This window comes from Shimia thalassica (assembly GCF_001458215.1).
GTDB lineage: Bacteria > Pseudomonadota > Alphaproteobacteria > Rhodobacterales > Rhodobacteraceae > Shimia > Shimia thalassica.
On sequence record NZ_CYTW01000006.1, the window covers coordinates 1 to 24,587 of the forward strand.

General features: G+C 54.8%; 11 protein-coding genes and 1 pseudogene. 9 read left to right on the top strand and 3 right to left on the bottom strand.

Annotated elements, in window-relative coordinates; translation table 11 throughout:
* Positions 1–92 precede the first annotated feature (92 nt).
* The 3 genes from dld to PH7735_RS18040 form a co-directional block, all read right to left on the bottom strand.
* Complete coding sequence (gene dld / locus PH7735_RS18030; protein ID WP_058312833.1) at positions 93–1,775, bottom strand: D-lactate dehydrogenase; 1,683 nt, start codon at positions 1,773–1,775, stop codon at positions 93–95.
* A gap of 15 nt (positions 1,776–1,790) precedes the next feature.
* Entirely contained in the window at positions 1,791–3,857 is a 2,067-nt protein-coding gene (locus PH7735_RS18035; protein ID WP_058312834.1) for a TRAP transporter large permease subunit, read from the bottom strand.
* Positions 3,858–3,973: 116 nt separating this feature from the next.
* Positions 3,974–5,026 carry a TRAP transporter substrate-binding protein gene (locus PH7735_RS18040; RefSeq protein WP_058312835.1) on the bottom strand — a complete coding sequence of 351 codons (1,053 nt, stop codon included), beginning with the start codon at positions 5,024–5,026 and terminating at the stop codon, positions 3,974–3,976.
* A gap of 334 nt (positions 5,027–5,360) precedes the next feature.
* On the opposite strand from PH7735_RS18040, the gene PH7735_RS18045 reads away from it, so the two are divergent.
* The 9 genes and pseudogenes from PH7735_RS18045 to PH7735_RS21255 form a co-directional block, all read left to right on the top strand.
* The gene (locus tag PH7735_RS18045) at positions 5,361–6,134 is read left to right on the top strand and encodes a FadR/GntR family transcriptional regulator (protein ID WP_058312836.1); all 774 of its coding nucleotides are present in this window, start codon (positions 5,361–5,363) and stop codon (positions 6,132–6,134) included.
* Positions 6,135–6,323: 189 nt separating this feature from the next.
* A complete protein-coding gene (locus tag PH7735_RS18050; protein WP_058312837.1) occupies positions 6,324–8,537 on the top strand; it encodes an NADP-dependent isocitrate dehydrogenase in 2,214 nt (737 codons plus the stop codon).
* A gap of 181 nt (positions 8,538–8,718) precedes the next feature.
* Entirely contained in the window at positions 8,719–11,349 is a 2,631-nt protein-coding gene (locus PH7735_RS21205; RefSeq protein WP_082645310.1) for a Hint domain-containing protein, read from the top strand.
* A gap of 62 nt (positions 11,350–11,411) precedes the next feature.
* Positions 11,412–14,345 (top strand): calcium-binding protein, encoded by a 2,934-nt coding sequence (locus tag PH7735_RS18060; protein WP_058312839.1) that lies wholly within the window; start codon positions 11,412–11,414, stop codon positions 14,343–14,345.
* Between the two features lie 16 nt (positions 14,346–14,361).
* The gene (locus PH7735_RS18065) at positions 14,362–15,186 is read left to right on the top strand and encodes a glycosyltransferase family 2 protein (protein WP_058312840.1); all 825 of its coding nucleotides are present in this window, start codon (positions 14,362–14,364) and stop codon (positions 15,184–15,186) included.
* The gene (locus PH7735_RS18070; protein WP_058312841.1) at positions 15,183–16,571 is read left to right on the top strand and encodes an oligosaccharide flippase family protein; all 1,389 of its coding nucleotides are present in this window, start codon (positions 15,183–15,185) and stop codon (positions 16,569–16,571) included. The genes PH7735_RS18065 and PH7735_RS18070 overlap by 4 nt, the downstream gene beginning before the upstream one ends.
* Before the next feature lie 100 nt (positions 16,572–16,671).
* Entirely contained in the window at positions 16,672–23,070 is a 6,399-nt protein-coding gene (locus tag PH7735_RS18075) for a type I polyketide synthase (protein WP_058312842.1), read from the top strand.
* The gene (locus PH7735_RS18080; protein ID WP_058312843.1) at positions 23,067–24,080 is read left to right on the top strand and encodes a glycosyltransferase; all 1,014 of its coding nucleotides are present in this window, start codon (positions 23,067–23,069) and stop codon (positions 24,078–24,080) included. Before PH7735_RS18075 ends, PH7735_RS18080 begins: the two co-directional genes overlap by 4 nt.
* Positions 24,081–24,094: 14 nt before the next feature.
* Positions 24,095–24,565 (top strand): annotated as a pseudogene (locus PH7735_RS21255) (formyltransferase family protein); the annotation flags it as partial.
* Positions 24,566–24,587: the final 22 nt, after the last annotated feature.

The window sequence follows — 24,587 nt, forward strand, 5'->3', positions numbered from 1 at the left end:
TCTCACCACGGTTCGCTATCAGAATCTTGTCGAAGTCAGGCATGGGTTTCCCCTCCGTCTTGGGATTTTCTCAAGCCGCTTTCGCAGCAAATTTAGGAATAGTTCTTGTTCCGCGACATTTTGCCGATGCCGGGGTTCATGCTGTTTGTCGGATCAACAGATTTGTAAAACGCTGCGAGATCCGGTTTGGCGGCATAGAGATGGCCGACGTTGTGCTCGGCGGGGTATTCCGCCCCGCGTTTGTCGAGGATTTCCAGCATCGCCTGTTTCAGCGCCTTTGGATCAACGCCTTTTTTGACGACGTAATCCTGATGCAAAACGTGGCACATGAAGTGACCATAATAGAGCTTGCTAACCAGTTGATCTGCGATTTCGGAAGGCAGGTCTTCGAACCAGTCGGTGTCATTGCGGCGCAGCGCAATATCCAAGGCAATGATGTCCTCGACCTCGTTGGCGTGCACTTTCATATAGCGGATCGCCGCACCGGCAGCCGCAAAGCGATGCAGCCCCGCGATCTTGGCTTCACGTGCGTCGCATTTGAAGAAGTCGAGTTTCGCCTCGTTTTGCATTTCGCCCAGCAGGTCTTCCGCTTCCTGAATGCCACCATCCCGCATCTTGAGGATCAGATGATGGGGGTATTGTTTGCGAAAAGCGCGCATGCGTTTCGGCAGGATATCTGGCCAAAGTTTCATGGCAAACTGCATGAACTTATCTGTGAAATTCGACAGTCCGGGAATGTTTGCCAAACGCGCGTCGACGGCACCTTTGATGGCGAAAAAGGTTGGCAAACGATCTGTACCAAGTTTGTCGATCATCACCATCGTGTCTTTGCCATAGACGTCGGAAACGTCAAACACTTCCTCGTGCATGTATTCCGCACTTACAGGCAGGGTTTTGAAATCGGCAAGGATGCGGCGGCGCAATTCCGTCAAAGAGGCCGTGTCTTTGGTGCCAACATAAAACGTCTTTTCGGCATCGTTCTTGGCGTAGGTGTCAAGCCGTACCGCAAATACCGCGAGTTTGCCCGCGCATCCCGCAGCTTCGTAAAGGCGCGATTTGTCGGCATTGAAACGGGCAGGGGTGTCTGCATCTACATCGCGGACTCGAAGGGCATAATCGGTGTCGGATGCCTTGCGATTGTCGGTTTCGATGTCTTCGGGTTGGAATTCACCGTTTTGAAGTCGGGTCAGAATGGTCTCGGGTGTGTCGCCGAGGTTGATGCCCAGATGATTGACCAATTCCAACGTGCCGTCTTTTGTGACCTGTGCGTAGAGGGACAGCTCGGTATAGGACGGTCCCCGTTCAACAAGAGATCCACCAGAGTTATTGCAGACACCGCCAACAACAGACGCCCCGATACAAGAGGATCCAATTACCGAATGTGGCTGTCGCCCGATAGGGGCGAGCAGCTTTTCCAGCGCGAACAGGGTCGACCCGGGAAAGCTGAGAACCTGCTTGCCGTCATTGACAAGGTGCAACTGGTCCATGCGGCGGGTGTTGATCAGCACCACATCACGATCATAGTTGCCCTTTGGCGTCGACCCCTCGGTCAGACCCGTGTTTGCGGCCTGCATGATGACGATTTTGTCAGCTTCAACACAGGCCTGCAGAACCTTCCATTGCTCAAGCAGGGTGGCGGGTTGCACCACGGCCAATGCATCCCCTTCGCCAGACCGAAACCCTTTGCGAAAGCGTTGCGTTCGGCGTGCGTCGGTCAGAACATACCGCCGCCCGCAGATGGATTTCAGTCTTTGGATCAAGTCTGCATCAGTCATGGTGCGCACCCTTGCTTAGTAGGCGACTGATGGCAACCAAGTTGCCAGCTGTGGCCAAAGGAAGACGAACAAAAGTCCGGTCAGCTGCAGGATAACAAAGGGAATGATACCTTTGTAGATGTCCATAAGCTTGATTTGGGGGGGACAGACGCCTTTGAGGTAGAAAAGGGCAAAGCCAACGGGCGGTGTCAGGAACGAGGTTTGCAATGTAACCGCGACGAGGATCACGAACCAAACCAGCGCAGGTTCATCCATTACGCCGAAACCGGGAATATCAAGGCCGAGACCGTTCACGATCGGGCGCATCAGTGGCAGGACAATCAGGGTGATCTCGATCCAGTCCAGCACAAAGCCCAACAGGAAGACAATGAACAGGATCATAAAGACAGTGCCGTTCGGTCCAAGGCCCGCGCCATGGATCATGTCTTCGATCAGCGCATCGCCACCCATCTCACGCAGAACATAAGAGAACACGGTCGCGCCAAGAAAGATTGCAAAGATATAGGCTGTGGTGTTGAAGGTCGCCTTCAGCACATTCACGAGTTTCGCCAATGTCAGCTTGCGATACCCAAGCGCCAGCAGTGTGGCACCCAATGCGCCTACGCCCGAGGCTTCGGTCGGCGTGGTGAGGCCTGCAAAAATCGACCCTAACACAGACAAAATCAATGCCAGTGTGGGCAGAACCGCGATCATCACGTCTTTGACGGCATTCCAATCGGGGCGTTTTGCACCTTCGGGAACGGGGGCCACGTCACGTTTCACCAGTGCGATAACAAAGATATAGGTCAAGTAGAGCGCGCCGATGATCACACCAGGAAAGACCGCAGCCATAAACAGGTCACCGACAGACAACGCCATCTGGTCCGCCATGATCACCAACATGATTGAGGGCGGGATCAGAATGCCCAGAGTCCCCGAAGCCGAAACAACGCCAGCTGCCAGAGAGGGGCTGTATTTCTGCTCCATCATGGAAGGCAGCGACAGAACACCAAGAAGCACAACAGATGCGCCGATGATGCCGGTAGAAGCCGCAAGAATGATCCCGATCAGGGTAACGGTGATGGCCAGACCACCACGCACGGTGCCGAACAGGCGTTGCATCGCGCTCATCAAACGTTCGGCGACACCGGATTCGTCCAGCATTAGCCCCATGAAAATGAACATCGGCAGGGCAACAAGAACGGCATTGGACATGGTCGCGTAAACGCGGTTCACCACGGCCCCAAGTGTCAGGTAGTCCAGCCCTGTGAATGTGCTTTCAAGACCGGTCCACAGCATCAAGTCGTTGTCGAACAGATAGGCCAGACCACAATACGCGACGCCTACACCTGCAAGGGTCCAGGCAACGGGAAATCCGGTAAACAGCAGCGCGATGAATGTCAGGAACATCGCAATGACAAGCTTTTCTTCTGTGGTCTCCACAAGGAATGTCAACGCGGTTGCAACCACGGCGAAGCACAGCAAAGCCCAGAAAATCAGACGCAACCCTTTGCCCTGACGTTCCTCTTCGAGGTTCAGCCACAGGGCGTGCACATCATGGATGAGGCGTGCAAGAGCGGCGAGGGCGAGCAAAACAAAGCTGAATGGAATAACGGCCTTTAGGGCCCAGCGTGCGGACAACCCTGTTGGGCTGCTCGAGCGTTCGTTGACGCGCCAGCTTTCATAGAAATAGTCCCATCCCTGATCGACCATCAAATAGATGAACGGCACGATCAGCGTCAGAATACCAATGATTTCGATAATGCGGCGTGCGCGCGGGGACAGTTGCATATGCAAAAGGTCGACGCGGACATGGCTGTCTGTGACAAGAGCGTAAGAGATGCCAACCATCGTCACCAGACCATAAAAATGCCACTGGATCTCGTCGAGCTTTGGATAGTTCTGGTTCAGCAGATAGCGAAATAGAACCTGGGATACGATGGCGAGGATGAGCAGCAGGTTTGCCCACATGACAACATTGCCGACGGCTTTGACGCCTTTGTCGATGGCAACAGCAATCTTTTGTTGATCACGCTCCTCGTGTTCAAGGATGTGTTCATAGACATCGACAGGATCGTTTGTGTGCTGGGAATTGCTAGCCATCGTCTCCTCCTCGGAAGTTGGCGCGGATCGCTTGGGCGATCAAAATGTAATCAGGATTAATGCGGGGGCGGCATTGGACGTGGCCGCCCCCTTGAGGTGCAAGTAGGTGGGAGGTCTTACTTGCGAGGGAGGAACGCGTTCTCTTTCCAAACGGCATAGCCGTCGCGGAACCCGTTCATGTCGGTCAGAACTTTTTCAAAGAACTCGTCGCCAGCAGCTTCTTCTGCGGCCACTTCATTCCATGTGGTGCGGAATGTTTCGAGCATCTCGTCGTTCCATTGCTTGATCTGGACGCCGTTGTTTTCAACGTTATCGATCAGGGCAGCGTGCTGGATGGCTTCGCCTTCGGCAAAGGAATCTGCCATCGAAGCTTTACATGCGTTTTCGATGATCGCTTTGTGCTGATCCGAAGCGCCGTTCCAGACGTCTTTGTTGATCATGAGTTCGAAAACGGTCGCCTGCTGGTGCCAGCCGGGGAAGTAGTTGTATTTGACCAGCTTGTGGAACCCGAGACGCGCATCGATGGCCGGCATCGAGAATTCAGTGGCGTCAATGGCGCCTTTTTCCAGAGCAGGGAAGATTTCACCACCGGGCAGCAAGGATGTCGCAACGCCCAGTTTCTGCATGACTTTACCGCCAAGGCCGAAAAAGCGCATTTTCAGACCTTCGAGGTCTTCGGGGTTGTTGATTTCCTTGGCGAACCAGCCCGAGGTTTCCGGTGCGATGATGGCACAAGGCAGAACCTTAACGTTGTAACCGGCCTGATCATACATCTCTTGGTACAGCGTCATGCCGTTTCCATAGTAGAGCCACGCCATGTATTCGCCAGCTTCAGGACCAAATGGAACTGCGGAAAACAACGGTGCTGCCGGGATTTTGCCTGCCCAGTAACCTGCAGTGGTGTAGCCCGAGTTGATTTTACCAGACGAAACAGCATCAAGAATTTCGAACGGGGGAACCAGTTTGCCCGGCTCGTAAACCTTCATTTTGAGTGTACCGCCCGACATCAGGCTCAGCTGTTCCGCAACACGTGGGATCGGCGAACCCAGACCCGGCAACGAGGTCGAGAATGCAATTGGGGTCTTCAGCAACATCTTGTCTGCTGCAAATGCGGCAGGCGCAGTCAGCAGGGAAGCTGCCATGGCCAACGAAGTCAGGGTCTTTTTCATACTTGTCTCCTCCAGAGTACAGGTTGGCCGGGGTATCGGCCATGATCTCACCGCATAGGCGGTATGCGGATGGTAAATATTGTTGACCATGTGAATCAGTCAACAAGTTTATTTACCACTTGGCAGCGTGAGCGTTGAAAATACAGACAAGCGATTTCGGACAAAAAGCAGCGTTTTTTCGGTTGTATTTTGTGAATATCTTTCTAAATCAACAGATTGCGGAAAATTTATGCATCCGCATTTCTGGGTATGGCGTGGTTGTCTTTGTTGCGAAGATTGGTAAAGTAAAAAGACAACCAAAAAAGTGCCAACACCACAGAGAGTCGCCGTGAAGATGAGTGATACAAGCCCTTTTGACCCCGTCGGACACGAATCACTTGCAGAAGCCGTGGTTGAACAAATCGAGACAATGATCGTCGACGGTATCCTCAAAGAGGGACGAAAATTGCCATCGGAACGAGAATTGGCAGAGGCTTTGGGTGTGTCCCGCCCAAAGCTGCGCGAGGCTCTCCAGATCCTCGAATCCGAAGGATTGGTGAATGTCCGCCACGGGGAAGGGACGTTTATTGCCACGTTGACTGGCCGTGCGATGTCGCCTGCACTTTTGGCGCTCTATGCCAGACACGGGCGGGCGTTCTATGATTATCTTGAATATCGCCGCGAACAAGAAGCCTTTGCCTGCCGTCTTGCGGCAGCAAGAGCAACCCAGTCAGACAAAGAGCGCTTGATGGAAATCATCGGCGAGATGAACAAAGCTTTCGACGAAAACGATTCAGAGGCCAGCCAGGAGGCCGACCTAAAACTGCACGCCGCCGTTGTGGATGCCAGCCAGAACACCACGCTCATTCATATGATGGCGTCGGTATACGACCTGACCCGACAAGGTGTGTTCTATAACAGGGCCTTTTTGCGCACGATGGATGGAACTGGCAAAAAGCTGTTGGCCCAGCATCGGGAAATTGTGGATGCGATTGTTGCCGGCGATCCTGACCGCGCGGATGCCGCGGCGCGCAATCACATGGATTTTGTCGAAACATCGTTTCGTCTGGGGCAGGAACAAAGAGACCGCGAAGACCGTGCCGCCAAGCGGCGCAAGTTGTCCATGTAGGACGCGCGGCATCATGCCTCTGCCATATTAGGCAACAGTCAATTGAATTTCATGATCCAGTGTTTTAAAGGGGCGACATAAGTTTCTGTTGCCCGAGCATATTGTGTGCTTTTGCAACGCCAACCTTGGGTTATCGCCCTGATGCGCAAATAACCCGACTTCCTTGACACGCTGAAAGGTAGAGAAATCATGGCCGATCAACTGAACGCAGACATATTGTATACCATTGTAGACGAAGCGCCCGAGCTGGCCTCAGCGTCGTTTCTCCCAATTATTCGCAAGTTCGTCTCGGCGGCTGACATTACGGTGGGAACACCTGACATTTCGCTGGCAGGCCGTATCATCGCGACCTTCCCTGAAAACCTGACCGACGAACAGCGTCAGTCTGATGATCTGGCCGCTTTGGGTGAACTGGTGAAGACACCGGGTGCCAACGTTATCAAGCTTCCGAACATTTCGGCATCCGTGCCTCAGCTGGTTGCGGCTGTGACCGAGCTTCAGGAAAAAGGGTACAACATCCCGAGCTATCCTGAAGAGCCGTCGACAGACGAGGAAAAAGCAATCCGCGCCCGTTTTGACGCCATCAAGGGCTCCGCTGTGAACCCTGTTCTGCGCGAAGGCAACTCGGACCGTCGTGCTGCTAAGGCTGTTAAAAACTACGCCCAAAACAACCCGCATTCGATGGGTGCATGGGAATCGACCTCGAAGACCAAAGTGTCGTCGATGCCCGGCAATGACTTTTATGCCAACGAAGTGTCGGCAACGATTTCGGCAGACCAGGCTGGTGATGCTAAAATCGAATTTGTTGCAAAAGACGGCTCGGTCACCGTTCTGAAAGACGGCTGGCCACTGGAAGAAGGCACCGTGGCAGACGCGACCTTTATGTCCGCCAAAGCGCTGGGCGCTTTCTTGGCTGGTGCCATCGAAGACACCAAAGCCGACGGCACCATGTTCTCGCTGCACATGAAAGCCACCATGATGAAGGTTTCGGACCCGATCATCTTTGGTCACGCAGTCAAAGCATGGCTTGCACCGGTCTTTGAAAAATTCGGTGTTGAACTGGACGCGCTGGGTGTGAACCCTAACTCGGGCATGGGTGACCTTCTGGACCGTGTTGCAGACAACGCTGACATCATGGCCGCAATCGAAGCTGTAACAGCTGACCGCCCTGCCATGTATATGGTCGACAGCGACAAAGGCATCACCAACCTGCACGTGCCTTCGGACGTGATCATTGATGCGTCGATGCCTGCCGTGATCCGCGCAGGTGGTAAAGGCTGGGATGCTGCTGGCAACAAGGGCGACACAAACTGTGTGATCCCTGATCGCTGCTATGCAACCATCTATGATGAATCCATCAACTTCTTCAAAGCGAACGGCGCACTGGATGTCACCACTGCCGGTTCCGTTGCGAACGTTGGTCTGATGGCGCAGAAGGCTGAAGAATACGGGTCGCACCCGACTACATTCGAAGCTCCTGCTGACGGCACCATCCGCATCGTGACCGCCAATGGCGAAACACTGCACAGCCACGATGTTGAAACCGGTGATATCTGGCGTTCTTGCACCGCCAAAAAAGCACCTATCGAAAACTGGATCGAACTGGCGATGGATCGTCAGCGTCTGACAGGTTCGGAAGCAATCTTCTGGCTGGACGCAAACCGCGCCCACGACGCACAGTTGATCGCATATGTGAAACCAGCTTTGGAAGCAGCCGGCGTTGCCGACAAATTCCAGATCATGGCGCCACGCGAAGCAACAGCACAGTCGTTGAAAACGATCACTGCCGGCAACGACAGCATCGCCATCACCGGCAACGTGCTGCGTGACTATCTGACCGACCTGTTCCCGATCCTCGAACTGGGCACATCGGCCAAGATGTTGTCGATCGTGAAGCTGATGAAAGGTGGCGGTTTGTTTGAAACCGGTGCTGGCGGATCTGCACCAAAGCACGTTCAGCAGCTGGTCGAAGAAAACCACCTGCGTTGGGACTCGATGGGTGAATTCTGCGCACTGGGTGAATCGCTGAACTTCCTGGCGGACAGCAAAGGCAACGCAAAAGCCGGTGTTCTGGGTGTCGCTGCCGAAGCTGCCACCCAAGGCATTCTGGACGACAACCGTTCGCCTTCGCGCAAGGTTGGCCAGCCTGACAACCGCGACAGCCACTATTGGTTCGCACGCTACTGGGCAGAAGCTCTGGCAGCACAAAGCGACGATGCTGATCTGGCGGCTGAATTCGCACCGGTTGCCAAAGCTCTGGCAGACGGCGAAGAAGCGATCCTTGCAGAGCTGGCAGCGGCCCAAGGTCCCGCAGCTGACATCGCTGGCTACTATCGTCCCAGCGTTGAGCTGAAAGCCAAAGTTATGCGTCCTTCGGCAACGTTGAACGCCATCATCGGCTAAGCTTTACGGCTTGAAAAATTTGAAAGGCGTCCGTGTTTCGGGCGCCTTTTTTCCAAATCAAGACGCTTCCCTTACGTTAATCCGGCCCAATTGTTCCCAACTTTGACCATATTCGATTGGTAGCAGATGCAAGAGCAACAAGACCGGCATTGATAACGGTCTGTATTGAGGTAAGTGGAAAATGCCCGAGCATATACTCGATTGGGCCAGTGTGGGTCCAAACGGCCTATACACGGCTGGTACGGGTCCGAGCGCGATAGGTGTCGGAGTCGTTTCCAGCTACAACAGTGATGGCCGGACGGCAGAAACACGATCCGACGGCACGCCAACTCAGAATGGGCTTTGGGTTGATGGCCTGACCACTGGCGTAACCACACAGCTGGTTTTCGAGGCGCCTGTCCAGAACCTTTCATTTGAAATTTACAACATTGATCAGAATACCGGCGTCTGGGACGACCGGCTGACAGTATTTGCAACTGATGCCACAGGTGCACAGGTCCCGGTGAGCTTTTCAGATCTCGATGGTTTGCACAGTGCTTCTGGAAACGTGGTCGATGCGGATGGCAATGCCTCTACCGGTATTGAAACAAGCGGCGCGGACGACTCGGTTTTTGTGTCTATCACCGGCCCCATCACGGCGCTGACATTTGTGTTCGAACCCGGCGAAAGTGCTACAGAAACGGGTACCTTTGGCATCGGTAACATCGGTCTGGATTCTGCGCCGCTCAGCGATGATATCGTGGACGGAACATCTGGCGACGATACGATAAACATTTTCTATACCGACGCTGAAGGCGACATGGTGACGTCCGGAGATGACATCATTCGTGCAGCGGAAGGCAATGATTCAATTGATGCCGATGCTGGCAATGATCGCATCTACGGTGAAGACGGGAATGACACCATCTTTGCGGGCACCGGTCACGACACTATTTTTGGTGGTGACGGCGCGGATTCGGTCGAGATGGGCTCGGGCAACGACATCTTCTTTGGCGGAGAAGGTGACGATTGGGTTAATGGCGATATCGGTAACGATGTTCTTCACGGCGGGACAGGCAATGATTTCCTGCGTGGAAGCTTTGGTGAAGACACGATTCACAGCGGCGGTGCGGGCGACGGAGATGACTATCTTTGGGGTGGGTATCGCGACGACAGATTCGTTTTTCAGGACGGATTTGGCAATGACACGGTCGAAGGCGAAAGCATCGACGAGACCATTGGCGATACGCTTGACCTGACACGCGTCACAAGCGCCCTGACGATTGATCTGACGTCTTCTATCGAAGGCACCGGAACCTTCACAGATGGTGTGGATACCGCCAACTATAACGAAATCGAACACATTCTTCTGGCGGATGGTAACAACACCATCAAGCTGGGGGACGGGTCCGGGAATGACACCATTTCCGGTTTTCGGGTTCCAACAGACAACGGCGATGGCACCTATACCGCCATCGATACCCTGGATGTCACCGAGGTCACGCGAGATTTCGGAACGACCCCGATCACGGTACGCGATATCGTTGTCAGTGATGATGGCAGCGGAAATGCTGTTTTGACGTTCCCATACGGGGACACCTTGACGCTTGACGGTGTGCCGCCCAGCGCATTTGACGATCCGGAAATCTTTGAATCGATGGGCGTGCCGGAAGATCCGGACGGCATCGTCACCGGCACCGGTGAGGATGATTTGATCTTTGTCGGATATGACGGCGACAACGATGGAGACCGGATCGACAACGATGATGCCTTGTTGCCGGGCGAATTCGGGGATGACGATATCGTGGTGGCCGGTGCAGGCAACGATCTCGTTTTCTCGGCTTTCGGACAGGACGAAGTGTTCGGGGGCCTTGGCAATGACATTCTTTTTGGCGGTGAAGGGCATGATGCTCTTTACGGCGAAGACGACAACGACGACCTCTATGGCGAAGCAGGAAACGATACGCTGGACGGGGGTATTGGCGACGATACCTTAACGGGTGGCGCAGGTGCGGATGTCCTGATCGGGGGCGCGGGAAGCGATGACTTTCTTGGCGCGACGATTGGCGATGCGGTGTTTGGCGGCGACGGTGTTGGCGAAACCGACAGTCTTGATCTCACGGGGTACGGCCCCTTCAAGGTCGTTTATGACGATGGATCCACGACCTCTGGCCGTGTTGATTTTCTGGACAGCGGCGGAGCAGTCCTCGGTAATATGACATTCGAGGGCATCGAAAATATCGTTGCCTGTTTTACCACCGGCACCCTTTTGACGACGCCACGTGGAAGTGTACCCATTGAAGACATGACCGTCGGTAATCGAGTGCTGACACGCGATCATGGGTTTCAACGCATTCGTTGGATTGGTCATCGCGACGTCGGCCCAAGGGAATTTGAAACACACGCCCATTGGCAACCTGTCTGTATTCAACAGGGCGCGCTGGGCGAAGGTTTGCCCAATCGCGATACCTTGTTCAGCCCCAATCACCGCGTGTTGTTATGCGGTGCACAAGCGATGCTGTATTTTGGTGAAGGTGAGGTTCTGGTGCCTGCCAAACATCTGATCGGGATGCAGGGGGTGACGGCCGCCGAGGTCGAGGAAATCACCTATTGGCACATCTTGTTTGATTGTCATGAACTGGTTCTGTCCAACAATGCATGGACCGAAAGCTTTCAACCCGGCAGCTATGTCATGAACGCTCTTGAAGAGGAGCAACGCAGGGAAATCTTCGAGCTCTTTCCGGAACTCGAAGGGGCAGATGCCAAGGATTTGTTCAGATCATCTCGCAGAACCCTGACACGAACCGAAGCAATGGTCTTTCACACACAATAGTTCTTTTTTGCAAAGCTGAATGACGGCATAGTTGTTATGCGCTGGCCGCCAGAGGAGCTGACATGAAACTGATCCGGAAATTAGCTTTTGTCGCCTTGGGGGCTTTGGCTTTGTCCCAACCCGCGAAGGCGGAAGATGAAATCAAGCTTTATGTCTTTGGCAACAGCCTTGTTCATCATCAATCCGAAACCGAAGAAACCGCAGTGCCCTATTGGCTGGCCCAATTCGCAAATGCGGGCGGTAAAACATTTGCCGTTGATGGCGAATGGGGGTTTCTCAGGGACTTTGCCGCAGCAGGGCGCCCAAAAGCACAATGGAGCTTTAACGGAGCGCCACGCGCATGGACGCGCAACATCCGGAATTTTGCGGATGTGGGATACAATGTTGTCATGGTGAACCCTGCCAACTTTATCCAATACAAATCCCCCGACGCCCCCTTTGATGGGGAAAATGCGACGCGCGAAACGCCTTTGACAGCAACAGCGGCCATTTCTGCCAAAGCAGATGCCCCTCGTTTTGTCATTTACGAAGGTTGGGCAGATATGAGTGCCTTCGTCAGAAGCTTTCCGCCCCGCACACGACAGCTGCGAAGGTTTCACGAGTTCAATCAGGGTGAGTACCACCAGTGGTATGAAGACTATCATGCGCTCGTGAAAACTGCGTTGCCGGACAAAGATGTTGATCTGATCCCTGTGGCGCGGATTCTGAGCAAGATGTTTCAGAATGGGCCGCTCAAAGATATTCCTGTTGAGGCCCTCTATGTGGATGATGCTCCGCACGGCACACCGACGCTGTACTTCTTGGCAGCTGCAATCACGTATGTTGGCCTTTACGAAGATGCTTTACCGTCTGATATGAACCTGCCCGATACGCTGCATCCCGATTTGCGGGCGAACTATGATGCGGTCCGCGCCTTTATTCACGCAGAGATGGGCCAAAAGCAGACCACAGCACCCACAGCTGTTGCACCCAAGAAGGTCGCCGTTGCAAAGCCCGCACCAAATGCCGGAACACCTGCTCCGGGGCTTGGACTTGAGAACCCTTCTCTTGGCATGGGCGTCAGCGTCGTCGCTGACTGGAGCACGCAAAACGCTTTTATTGACCTTATGAAGTCCGCACGACCCTGGATCGGGCATGTTCCGGGTCAATGGGGCGGGATGAGTGCTGAAGATCTCGACTTTGGGGGGTTCTTCGATGAAGAGGGCTGGATCTGGGGTATTCCTCCCAAAATTGAAGCGGTCGAAACTTTTATTCTTACGGATCAGCCGGAACAGTCCTCAAGCCTCACGGGACGTTACCGTCTTACCTATGACGGAGCGGGTGAGGTGTCCCTGACGGGGCGCGCGCGTGTGCAGTCCAGAGAAGACGGAGAAATCTGGTTTGAATATCGCCCCGGAGATGGCGTTGTCGGTATACGGATTGATCAAACCGATCCGATGCGTACCGGCGATTATATCAACAACATTCGCGTATTGCGGGAAGATCACATCGCGTTGCACGAGGCGGGTCTGATTTTTAATCCTGATTGGCTGGATAAGGTCGGCGACCTGCGTGTTTTGCGGTTTATGGACTGGATGCAGACCAATGACTCGCGTGTATCCGAATGGGGGGAACGTCCTCTTGTGTCGGATTTCTCATACGCCTGGCGCGGTGTCCCGGTCGAGGTCATGGTTGCGCTGGGCAATCGCATCGGCGCTGACATCTGGGTGACGCTGCCGCATCAGGCGACAAACAATTATGCCGCCGAATTTGCGCGGATGGTCAAACGGGATTTGCATCCGGACCGAAAGGTCTTTGTCGAGTATTCCAACGAACTTTGGAACTTCACGTTCGAACAGGCCAACTGGGCCAGTGAAAAAGCTGTCGAGCGTTGGGGTGAAAAGGCCGGTGATGATGCGTGGATGCAATACGCCGGTATGCGAGCCGCCGAAATCGCCCGCATTTGGGAATGGGAATTTGGATCCGAGACAAAAGACCGGCTCGTGCGGGTTGTTGCGGTGCACACAGGATGGAAGGGCCTTGAACAGGTTCAGCTTGAAGCACCGCTTTGGCTGGAAGAAGCACGCGGCAACCCCGCGCCGATCACGGCTTTCGATGCTTATGCGGTTTCAGGGTACTTTGGCCTCGAACTCGGAAGTGATGAAGGGGCCGAGAAAACGCTTGGCTGGATAAACACATCGATGCAATCCGCGCTCAAAGATGCGATGGGGCAGGGGCTCAAGCGGGCGGCGATGCAGGACTATGTGCGTGATCACCTTTTTGACGCCGCTATTCCCTTGGCGGCAGAGGCATTGCGCAACGGGTCGTTGTCTCTACTCACCAAAGATTTGCTGCCCTACCATGCCCGTGTCGCCAAAGAGAACGGCCTTGCCCTCGCGATGTACGAAGGTGGCACGCATGTCACGGGTATTGGTGAATGGGCGGACGACGAAGCCATGACCAATCTGTTTATCCAACTGAACTATAGCCCCGAGATGGCCGGACTTTATCAAGAGCTTTTGAGCGCGTGGCGCAACACCGAAGGATCGATGTTCTTCAACGCCTACAGTGATGTCTCGAACCCCAGCAAATGGGGCAGTTGGGGATCATTGCGGCATCTGGATGACACAAACCCGCGGTTTGACGCGCTGAGTGCTGCAAATCAACAACCGCCCCAATGGGACAATTCTCGTGAACAGGGGACCTTTCTTCATGGCGGCATTTTTGAAGGGACCGACGGGCCGGACCGGTTGGCTGGAACGGTAAAACATGACGTTTTGCTTGGAAATTCCGGCGATGACGTCCTTGTTGCGGCAGGTCTTGCAGACAATCTTCATGGCGGTGCGGGCTATGACATTGCGGAACTTCCGGGAAATCAGGCGGATTATTTGATCCGGAAGATTGGCGAGCGAACCTTCATTGTTTCGGACAAGAGGCGGTTTGTTCTGGCCCAAATCGAAGCGGTCAAATTTTCCGGTGCCCAAGATAGCCTGCTTGAACTGGCGCAGTTGCAATGACGACAGGTCTAAGCATTTGATCAGCATTATCATCCCAGCCAACAACGAAGCCGATCTGATCGGGCGTTGTTTGGGTTCCCTGCTTATGGGGAAGGGCCCTGATGGGGGTGAGGTGATCGTTGTTGCGAACGGATGCTCTGATGATACGGCGGCATGTGCTGCTGCGTTTTCCAATGAGTTCGCATTGAAAGGGTGGGCCCTGACGGTGATTGATCTCAAGCAAGGGGGCAAACCCAATGCCCTCAATGCTGGCGATGCTGCTGCCAAAGGCGACAAACGGGTTTATCTGGATGCGGATATTGTCGTGTCCCCTGATTTGCTGGCCCAGCTTGATGATATCCTTTCGAAGGATGCGCCGGTTTATGCCAGCGGTACAATGCGGATTGCGCAGGCGGAAACATGGGTGTCACGCGCCTATGGCCGTATATATGCGCGCGTGCCGTTCATGACCCACGGTGTTCCGGGGGCGGGCCTTTTTGCGGTCAACGCCGCCGGGCGCGCCCGTTGGGGCGATTTTCCACAGATCATTTCTGACGATACATTTGTACGTCTCAGCTTTTCCCCGAACGAACGTATTGCCGTGCCAGCCCCCTATGACTGGCCTCTGGTCGAGGGTTTTTCGACTTTGGTACGCGTGCGCAGGCGTCAAAATACAGGTGTCGACGAGATTCAAAACCTCTATCCCTCGCTGTTGCAGAATGATGATAAACATCGCCTTGGCCTGTCCGGTATGCTGCGCCTGGCACTGACCGATCCAATCGGGTTTGCGGTTTACACAGCGGTGGCGCTTGCCGTTCGTTTTGGCCCCCGCGACACCTCAAACTGGGAGAGGGGACGATGACAGAAACCCATCCCAGACCCTCTTTGTGGCGCCGCTTTAGTCAGGGCAAAAACCTTGGCGCGCGCGCTGCGCGCAGTTCGGTTTTCACCATTTTGGGATACGGCGGCAGCCAGTTCCTCAGGTTGCTGTCCAATCTGATCCTGACCCGTCTGCTGTTCCCCGAGGCGTTTGGCCTGCTCAGTCTGGTCTGGGTGTTCATGGTTGGGCTTCAGAATTTCTCGGACATCGGTATTGCGACCTCGATCCAGCAAAACAAACGAGGGGACGATCCAGAGTTTCTAGACACCGCATGGACCTTGCAGGTGGTGCGGGGGCTTTTGTTGTGGGGGCTGACCATCGTCTTGGCACAACCCGTTGCCACGTTCTATGACGCGCCCCAACTCGCTCAGCTGCTTCCGGTTGTGGGTTTAACCTTGTTGATAGCGGGCTTTTTCCCCGCACGAAAAGAAAGCGCCAACCGGCATCTCATGCTGGGACGCGTCACCATGCTTGATCTTGGCGCACAGGCGTTTGGCCTTGTTGTGGGCGTATTGATCGCGTGGCTCACGGGGTCCATTTGGGCGCTGGTCTTTAGCGCTGTTGCGACCTCTGCTGTTCAGCTTGTGTTTTACAATCTGTTCCTGCCGGGCCGCAAAAGCCGTTTTGGATTTGACAAGTCGTCAGCTGCGGAAATCGCCAAATTTGGCAGCTGGATCTTCTTTAGCACCATTGCAGGCTTCATCTTTTCCCAAGGGGACAAGCTGGTTCTCGGGAAATTTTTGTCGTTACATGCGCTGGGCATTTATAACATTGGCTTTTTCTGGGCGAGTTTTCCGCTGATGCTTGGGGGGATGGTTGTCTGGAAGGTGCTCATTCCGGTCTACAGGGAGCGCCCCCCGGCCCAGTCTTCTGATAATTTTCGCGCACTTCAAAAACTGCGCTTTGCCTTGACCGGTGGCTTGTTTGTCATGCTGGTTTTTCTGGCCCTGTCCGGTGTTGTGATGGTGCATGTCCTCTATGATGATCGCTATGTCCTTGCAGGGGGCGTTTTGGTCATGGTGGCAATTGTGCAAATCCCGCAAGTCATTGTTTTAACTTACGATCAATCGGCACTCGCCTCGGGTGATGCCAGGCGTTTTTTCATTCTGGCTGCGACACGTGCGGCGTTTATGATCGCTGGCCTTTTGATAGGGGTGCAGGTGGCTGGACTTCTTGGTGCGTTGATCGGCCAAGCCGTTGCAATGATCCTGGTTTATCCTGTTGCAGTGTGGATGGCCCGCTCGCAAGGCAGCTGGGATCCCTTGCATGATGCGATTTTTGCAGGACTGGGCATCCTGTGCGCCACAGCCGCTTATAGTCTGAATTCCGAGGCCATTTACGCGCTATCGGCCTTGAATTTGCCCTAGATTCTTCATTCTGAGTAACGTTTTACCATATACTGTTGAATGAAGAGATTTCTCCCTGCGGGTTCTGAACGGAGCCGGCATAATTGCGTTGAGGCATTCTATGGTTGAGCTTGATCCGGTTTCGACAGAAGACGACATCGCCATTGTCGGCATGGCGGCCCATTTGCCGGGTGCGGACGGGATTGATGCCTATTGGGCAAATCTGCGCGACGGCATCGAGTCGATCAAAAGCCTGAGCCAAAGCGAACTGGAAGAGGCGGGCGAGTCCCCGTCACGGATGCGGCACAAAAACTATGTTCCTTCAGCCGCAATTCTTGAGGATTTCGAAAAGTTTGATGCCGACTTCTTTGGGTTAAGCCCAAAGGAAGCGGCCATCATGGACCCGCAGCACCGTCAATTCCTCGAAGTCAGCTGGCAAGCTCTGGAAAACGCAGCGCATCCACCAGAAACCTTTAATGGCCCAATCGGCGTTTTTGCTGGGTGTGGCATGGGCAGCTATTTCTATTTCAACATCTGCTCAAACCCCGAGCTGGTCCAAAACACCGGCATGTTCCTGTTGCGTCATACGGGCAATGACAAAGATTTTCTCAGCACTCGCCTGTCCCATATTCTTAACCTGACGGGTCCGTCCTTGGGTCTTCAGACCGCATGCTCGACATCTTTGGTGGCCGTGCATTATGCAGCGCAATCTTTGCTGAATGGCGAATGCGATATGGCGGTTGCCGGTGGTGTGACCATCGAGCTGCCCCATGCACGCGGATACATTTTTGAAGAAGGTGAAATCCTGTCACCGGACGGGCATTGTCACGCCTTTGATCACAGGGCGCAGGGAACGGTTTTTGGCAGCGGCGCGGGGGCCGTTGTGTTGCGCCGCCTCTCCGATGCCATCGCGGATGGAGACCACATCTGGGCCGTTGTGAAAGGGTCCAATGTCAACAATGACGGCTCTGCCAAGGCTGGATACCTCGCACCCAGCGTGGACGGGCAGGCCGAAGCGATTGCGAATGCCCATGCTTTGGCGGGTATTTCGGCGGAAACGATCGATTATGTCGAATGCCACGGAACCGGTACATATCTGGGTGACCCGATCGAAGTTGCGGCCCTGACCGAAGCGTTTCGTGAAACAACGGATGATGCAGGATTTTGCCGCATTGGATCTGTGAAAACCAATATTGGCCATCTCGATACGGCTGCGGGTGCTGCAAGCCTTATCAAGACAGCGTTGTCACTGCACCACAAACAGATGGCGCCAACCTTGGGATATGAAAAGCCAAATCCGGCCATTGATTTCGAAACCAGTCCCTTCAAGGTGAACGATACGCTTACCGATTGGGTGTCGCACAAGGGGCCACGCCGCGCTGGTGTCAATTCGCTGGGCGTTGGCGGCACAAATGCGCATGTCGTGTTGGAAGAGGCCCCCGAGCGCCCACCTTCACAAGAGGCCGATTGGCCCTTTTTCCCATTGGTCATTTCCGGACGCACCAACAAAGCGCTTGATGCTAACGCAGCAAGGCTTGCCGCACATCTTCGCGAAAACCCTGACCAGCCATTGGCAGATGTGGCCTTTACCCTGAAAGAAGGGCGCCGCGCATTTGAAAAACGCCGGGTGATCGTGGCCGAAACCCACGAAGAAGCCGCAGAGCTGCTTGAAACAAACAATCCGCGCCGCGTCTTCAACCACACGGCAGACATCGACAAACCAGAGTTGGTTTTCATGTTCCCCGGCGGTGGGGCGCAATATGTCGGTATGGCACGTGATCTCTATGAAACCGAACCCACGTTTATGGAGTGGATGGATCGTGGTTTTGAGTATTTAGAGACCCATTCAGACGAAGATTTGCGAGCGCTCTGGCTTGCCGAAGGCGAGGAAGCTGTGCGTGCTGCGACGGTTTTGGCACGTCCTTCTGCGCAATTGCCTTTGATCATGATGGTCGAATATGCGCTGGCACAGTTGTGGATCAGTTGGGGCGTGGCGCCCGCTGTTCTCGTGGGCCATTCGATGGGCGAAAACACCGCGGCGGCGCTGGCTGGGGTGATGTCATTTGAAGACTGTCTCGGGCTGGTTCTGCTGCGTGGACAACTGTTCGACACTGTGGCACCCGGCGGAATGCTCAGCGTGCCCCTGCCGCTGGCAGAGGTTCAGACATACCTTGATGACCGGCATGATATTGCATCGGTGAATGCCCCTGCGCTGACTGTCATTTCCGGACCTGATCAGGCATTGCAGGATTTGGCGTCAAAGCTGGCGTTGGAGGAGATTGAAACACAGCGTATCAACATCGATATTGCGGCACATTCCGCAATGTTAGAGCCTATTTTAGACCGCTTTCGAAGCTATCTCGCCTCTATCACTCTCAATGCGCCGAACCTACCTATCGTTTCGAATCTGACCGGTGCGATCCTAAAGGATGAAGACGCGATGAGCCCCGATTACTGGGTGGCCCATCTGCGCAACACCGTGATGTTCAGCGATGACATCTCGACTTTGTCGCAAGAGAAGAACCGCATTTATCTCGAGGTTGGTCCGGGCAAGGCGCTGAGTTCGCTGACACGTATGAACGGGCAGGTGCCTAACGACAAAATCCTCTCCAGCTTGCGACATCCGGACGAAGAGCTGGCCGACGATCTTTTCTTCCTACAGGTTCTGGGGCAACTTTGGGCCTGTGGCGTGGACGTTGACTGGGGTCAGATTTGGGGTGATGTGCCACGACAGCGCGTTGTTTTGCCGACATATGCCTTTCAACGGTCCTCGTATTTTATCGAGCCGGGGTCATCCGTGATGACGCCCCCCGAAGCCGACCTGATGCGAGAAGAGGATCGCGCCAAATGGAGCTATGTTCCATCTTGGACACCGCAATATGCCGCCTGCGATCTCGATGTCACATCAGAGCTGCATCTGGCAGATAAACACAGCTGGCTGATCTTTGAAGATGAGTCTGGAATAGGCTCTAACATAGCTGAAAAGCTACAAAATGCCGGTCATGATGTAATATCCGTGGCGTCCGGTGACAAGTTTGGCAAAATTGACGACAACCGCTATGTCCTTGCGCCAGAGCGCGGTCGCGACGGGTATGATGCGCTTGTCAGGGATTTGATGACGGCCGGTGTTGCGCCAGACCGTGTTGTGCATATGTGGCTGTGCACACGCGCCGAAACCTATCGCCCGGGAAGCAGTTTTTTCCACCGCAATCAGGAACAAGGGCTGTTCAGCCTGTTTTTCCTTGCGCAGGCAATGGCGGATGAAAATCTACCGATGCCCATCCATTCAACCGTGATCAGCTCTGGCGCCCTACAGGTTCGGGACGAACCTTTGCCCTATCCCGAAAAGGCGACGGTTCTTGGGGCGGTACAAGTGATCCCGCGCGAAATGCCGGGTTTGACCTGTGGCCTGATCGATCTCGATCCCTCAGAAACCAATGCGGATACCGTGCTGGAAGACCTGCTAGCACCGCCGCGCAACGCAATTGTGGCGTATCGGTCGGGCAAACGGTTCGAACGCGGATATCGCCAACAGCCTCTTTCTTCTGAAGAAGCGGTTTTGAAGAAAGGTGCGACCTATCTGATTACAGGCGGGTTTGGCGGTATTGGCCTTACTGTGGCGGAACGGATGGTGCGCACCAATGGCGCAAATGTTGTCCTTTTGGGACGAGAGGCCTTGCCTGAGCGCGAAGATTGGGCCGGATACCTTGCGGGTCATGGCCCCGCAGATCGCACGGCGCGCAAAATTCGGGCTGTCGAACGGCTAGAGAGCCTTGGCGGTAAGGTCCTGAGTGTTGCGGGTGACGTTTGTAACATTGATGACATGCAGCGCGTGTTGTCAGAAGCGGAACAGGCATTTGGCAAGATCGATGGGGTCGTTCACGCCGCTGGCGTGATTGATGATGCGCCCTTTATGACCAAAACATCTGCCAATGTGGATGATGTGCTGGCTCCGAAACTGCACGGTACACAAGTTTTGGAAACCATCTTTCCGGACGGGTCTCTCGACTGGTTGGTTCTCTTTTCGTCGTCAAGCACGGCAACCGCACCGGCGGGCCAAATCGATTATGTTGCGGCCAACGCCTATCTGAATGCCTATGCCCAGTCGCGCCAGGGAGACAAAACCCGTGTTGTGGCAATCAACTGGGGCATCTGGTCGGATGTAGGCATGGCGGCGGATGCTGTTGCGGCGATTTCAGGCGTCCAAGCACCCTCGGAACGCCAGCAAACAAATGCTGCACTTCTTGATACATCAGGATTTGATGCCGACGGACATCGGGTGTTTTTTACCACGCTCAGTCCCGAAACCCATTGGGTGCTGTCCGAACATCGCACCAAAGAGGGCGAAGCGGTCTTTCCAGGCACGGGTTATCTCGAAGTTCTTTCAGAAGCATGGACCGCCCAAGGAGAGACAGGTCCATTTGAAATTCGTGATTTGACCTTCTTGCGTGCGCTTCCGGTTGCGGACAACGCCACAGAAGAGTTGCGCGTCCGGATGATGCGCACCGACGAAGGCTATAAAGTCGAATTTCACACCGAATGTCTGTTTGAGGGGCAAAAGGCATATCAGCTTCACGCAGAAGCCCGCCTTTTGCCTTTGTCGCCAAACAAACCGGCCACCGAAACGGTTCCTGTGGATTTGCAAGGATTGGAAACGGGCCCCGCTCTGGTTTCACCTCAAGAGGCGCATTTGAATTTCGGCCCACGCTGGAAGGTTCTCCAAAAAACCACGACCTCTGGCACTGCCGGGTTCGCCCGTCTTCATCTGGATGATGCTTTTGCATCGGACTTGGGGGAAGGCGGTTTTGCCTTGCACCCCGGCCTTCTGGATTTGGCCACCGGATGGGCGATGAGCCTGATCCCGGGTTATGGTGCGGCGCATCTGTGGGTGCCGGTTTCCTATGGTCAGCTCAAAGCCTGGGAAACGTTGCCTCAGGACCTTGTGAGCCACGTTCACCTTGTTAATGGAAGTGCCGAAACCGGCATTGCGTCGTTTGATGTCACACTGATGGATATATCCGGCAACGTGTGTGTCGAAGTGCACGGTCTGACCATCAAAAAGGTTGAAACATCAGCAGGCTTTGCTGCCGCGCCGGCCTTGCGTCGCAACGAGGTTGAATTCGAAGCGGGATCGTCCGACCGGCCCATGTCTGCTGCCGAAGAACGATTGGCGCATAACCTGTCCCAAGGGATTCCCTCGCAAGATGGGGCCGATCTGTTCGAAGCGGCGCTGGGATCAGGACGGTCTCAGGTGATCATGTCGTCCCTTGATCTTGAGGCGCTTATTGCACAAGCCGCGCAGGGGGCAGATGAATCGTCTGTTGTGCATGACGGGTTTGAACGGCCGGAGCTGGAAACCGATTTTGTTGCGCCTTCCAATGATATCGAGCGCACGCTGGCCGGTTTCTGGCAAGAGTTGCTCGGGGTGTCCGAGGTCGGCACGCAAGACAGCTTCTTTGATCTTGGCGGGCATTCCCTGATTGCGGTGCGCCTCTTTGCGATGGTGAAAAAGGCTTATTGCATCGAGTTTCCAATTTCGATTTTGTTCGAAGCCCCCACCATTGCCAAATGCGCAGAATTGATCGCCGAACGTGTTGGCCCCCAAGAAGACGGGCAGACTTCGACAGATGTGGCGCGTCCCGAAGAGACCGAACGGCGATTTACCCATCTTGTGCCGATGCATTCGGGCGAAGGTGGCTCTCGTACACCGTTTTTCCTTGTTGCGGGGATGTTCGGCAACGTTCTGAACCTGCGCCATCTGGCACATCTTCTCGGTGCGGATCGGCCCTTCTATGGGTTGCAGGCACGAGGGTTGTATGGTGACGCCGACCCGCACGAGGACCTGATCGAAGCCGCGCGCGACTACATCGCCGAAATGCGACAGGTTCAGCCCAAGGGCCCCTATCTGCTCGGCGGTTTCTCGGGTGGGGGTATCACTGCTTTCGAGATCGCCCATCAGCTCGAAGCGGCTGGCGAAGAGGTTGCTTTGATCGCGCTGCTGGATACGCCCTTGCCTGTGCGCCGTGCCTTGAGTTTCGAAGACCGGATGCGCATTCAAATGCAAGAGTTGCGGTCGGGTGGTTTGGCCTACCCCGCCAAATGGTTGCAGAACCGCATTCGCTGGGAGATGGAAAAACGACGCGCGCCCGACGTCGGCGAAGATACGCAAACTGCAGACACACAGTTCCACAATGAAGAAATCGAAGCCGCATTTCTGAGGGCAGTGGAATCTTATCCGATGCGTCCCTGGACCGGCCGGATGTCTTTGTTCCGCCCGCCATTGGCCGGAAAATGGGATATGGGTGACGGGCGTATGGTCGATCACCAACGCGCATATGTCTTCCATGACAACGATTGGGGACAGTTTGTGCCGGGGATCGAGGTGGTCGAGGTTCCGGGAGATCACGATTCAATGGTGTTGGAGCCAAACGTGCGCGTTCTGGCCGCCCGCATGAAACGGGCCATCGAAACCGCAGAGCGCGACATCACTCTTGCCGCACGACAAGAGGCCGCAGAATGACCCGGACCGTCACACTTCTTGCAGTCGTTTTGAACTATCGAACGCCGGATATGACGGCGGACGCGGTTGATGCGGCTTTGAAGGAAATGGAAGGCTTGGACGGGCATCTGGTTCTGGTCGACAACGACTCTCAAGACGGCTCGTTCGAGGCACTGTGCCAAGCGGCGATTGATCGGGGCTGGCAAGACCACGTGACGGTTGTTCAGTCCGGCAATAACGGTGGTTTTGGGGCTGGTAACAACTTTGGAATTCGCACGGGGCTATCTCTGTGTGACCCCGAGTTTGTCTACATCCTGAATTCCGATGCATTTCCGGACAGTCGATCAATTGGCCGTCTGGTGGACACCCTGCGAAATCACCCCGATGTCGGGATTGCAGGCAGCTATATCCACGGGCCTGACGATGCGCCGCATATTACGGCCTTTCGGTTCCCGACCATTGCCGGTGAATTCGAAGGTGCCGCGCGTATTGGACCCATCAGCCGTGTACTGAAACGGTCAATCGTGCCTTTGCCGCTTCCGGAAACCACGTGCGAAGTCGATTGGCTTGCCGGGGCAAGCATGATGATCCGGCCAGATGTTCTCGAGGCGATTGGCCTGTTTGATGAAACGTTCTTTCTTTATTTCGAGGAAACGGATCTCTGCCTTCGCGCACAACGCGCGGGCTGGAAAACCCTGTATGTCAGGGACAGCGCGGTCACCCACATCGGGTCCGTGTCAACCGGCATGAAAACATGGGAGCGCATGCCAACCTATTGGTTTGACTCGCGGCGCTACTATTTCACCATGAACCATGGAAAAACCTATGCTGCGATGGCCACAATCGCACATGTGGCGGGCGCGGGATTGTGGCGCATTTGGCGTATTCTGACGGGCAAGCCAAAACGTGATCCTGAGCATTTTCTCAGGGACCTAGTGACGCATGATGTGCAATGGCGCGCGCCTTTCGAGCGCAGCGCACCATCATATGCTCCGATGCCCATGTCACCGCAAGAGGGAGGTGTCTTATGACAACCCAAATTGAAATGACTGCCGTTCTTATCGGGAATGAATCTCTGCTTGTGCAATGCGCGGAAATCTGGCGGCAATCCGGCCACAGGATTCAGGCGGTTGTGACGCGTTCGCGAGAGAATGCAAAATGGGCAAGGGATGCCGGCGTGACGGTCATCTCTTCGGATGATGACCTTGGCGCTGCATTGGCAGGACTGGACTTTGACTGGCTGCTGAGCATTGCCAACCTTGATATGCTGGCGCAGGGGGTTCTCGATCTGCCCCAACGGGGCGCGGTGAACTTTCACGACGGTCCACTGCCGTCATATGCAGGTCTGAATGCACCTGTTTGGGCGCGGATGTACCAAGAGCCCAAGCATGGCATCACATGGCATATGATGGCAAAAGGGGCCGACAGGGGCGATATTCTTGTTCAGCGCATGTTTGATATTTCGCCTTCGGACACGGCGCTCACCCTGAACACCAAGTGTTACGAAGCCGCGATCGACAGCTTTCCCGATCTTTTGG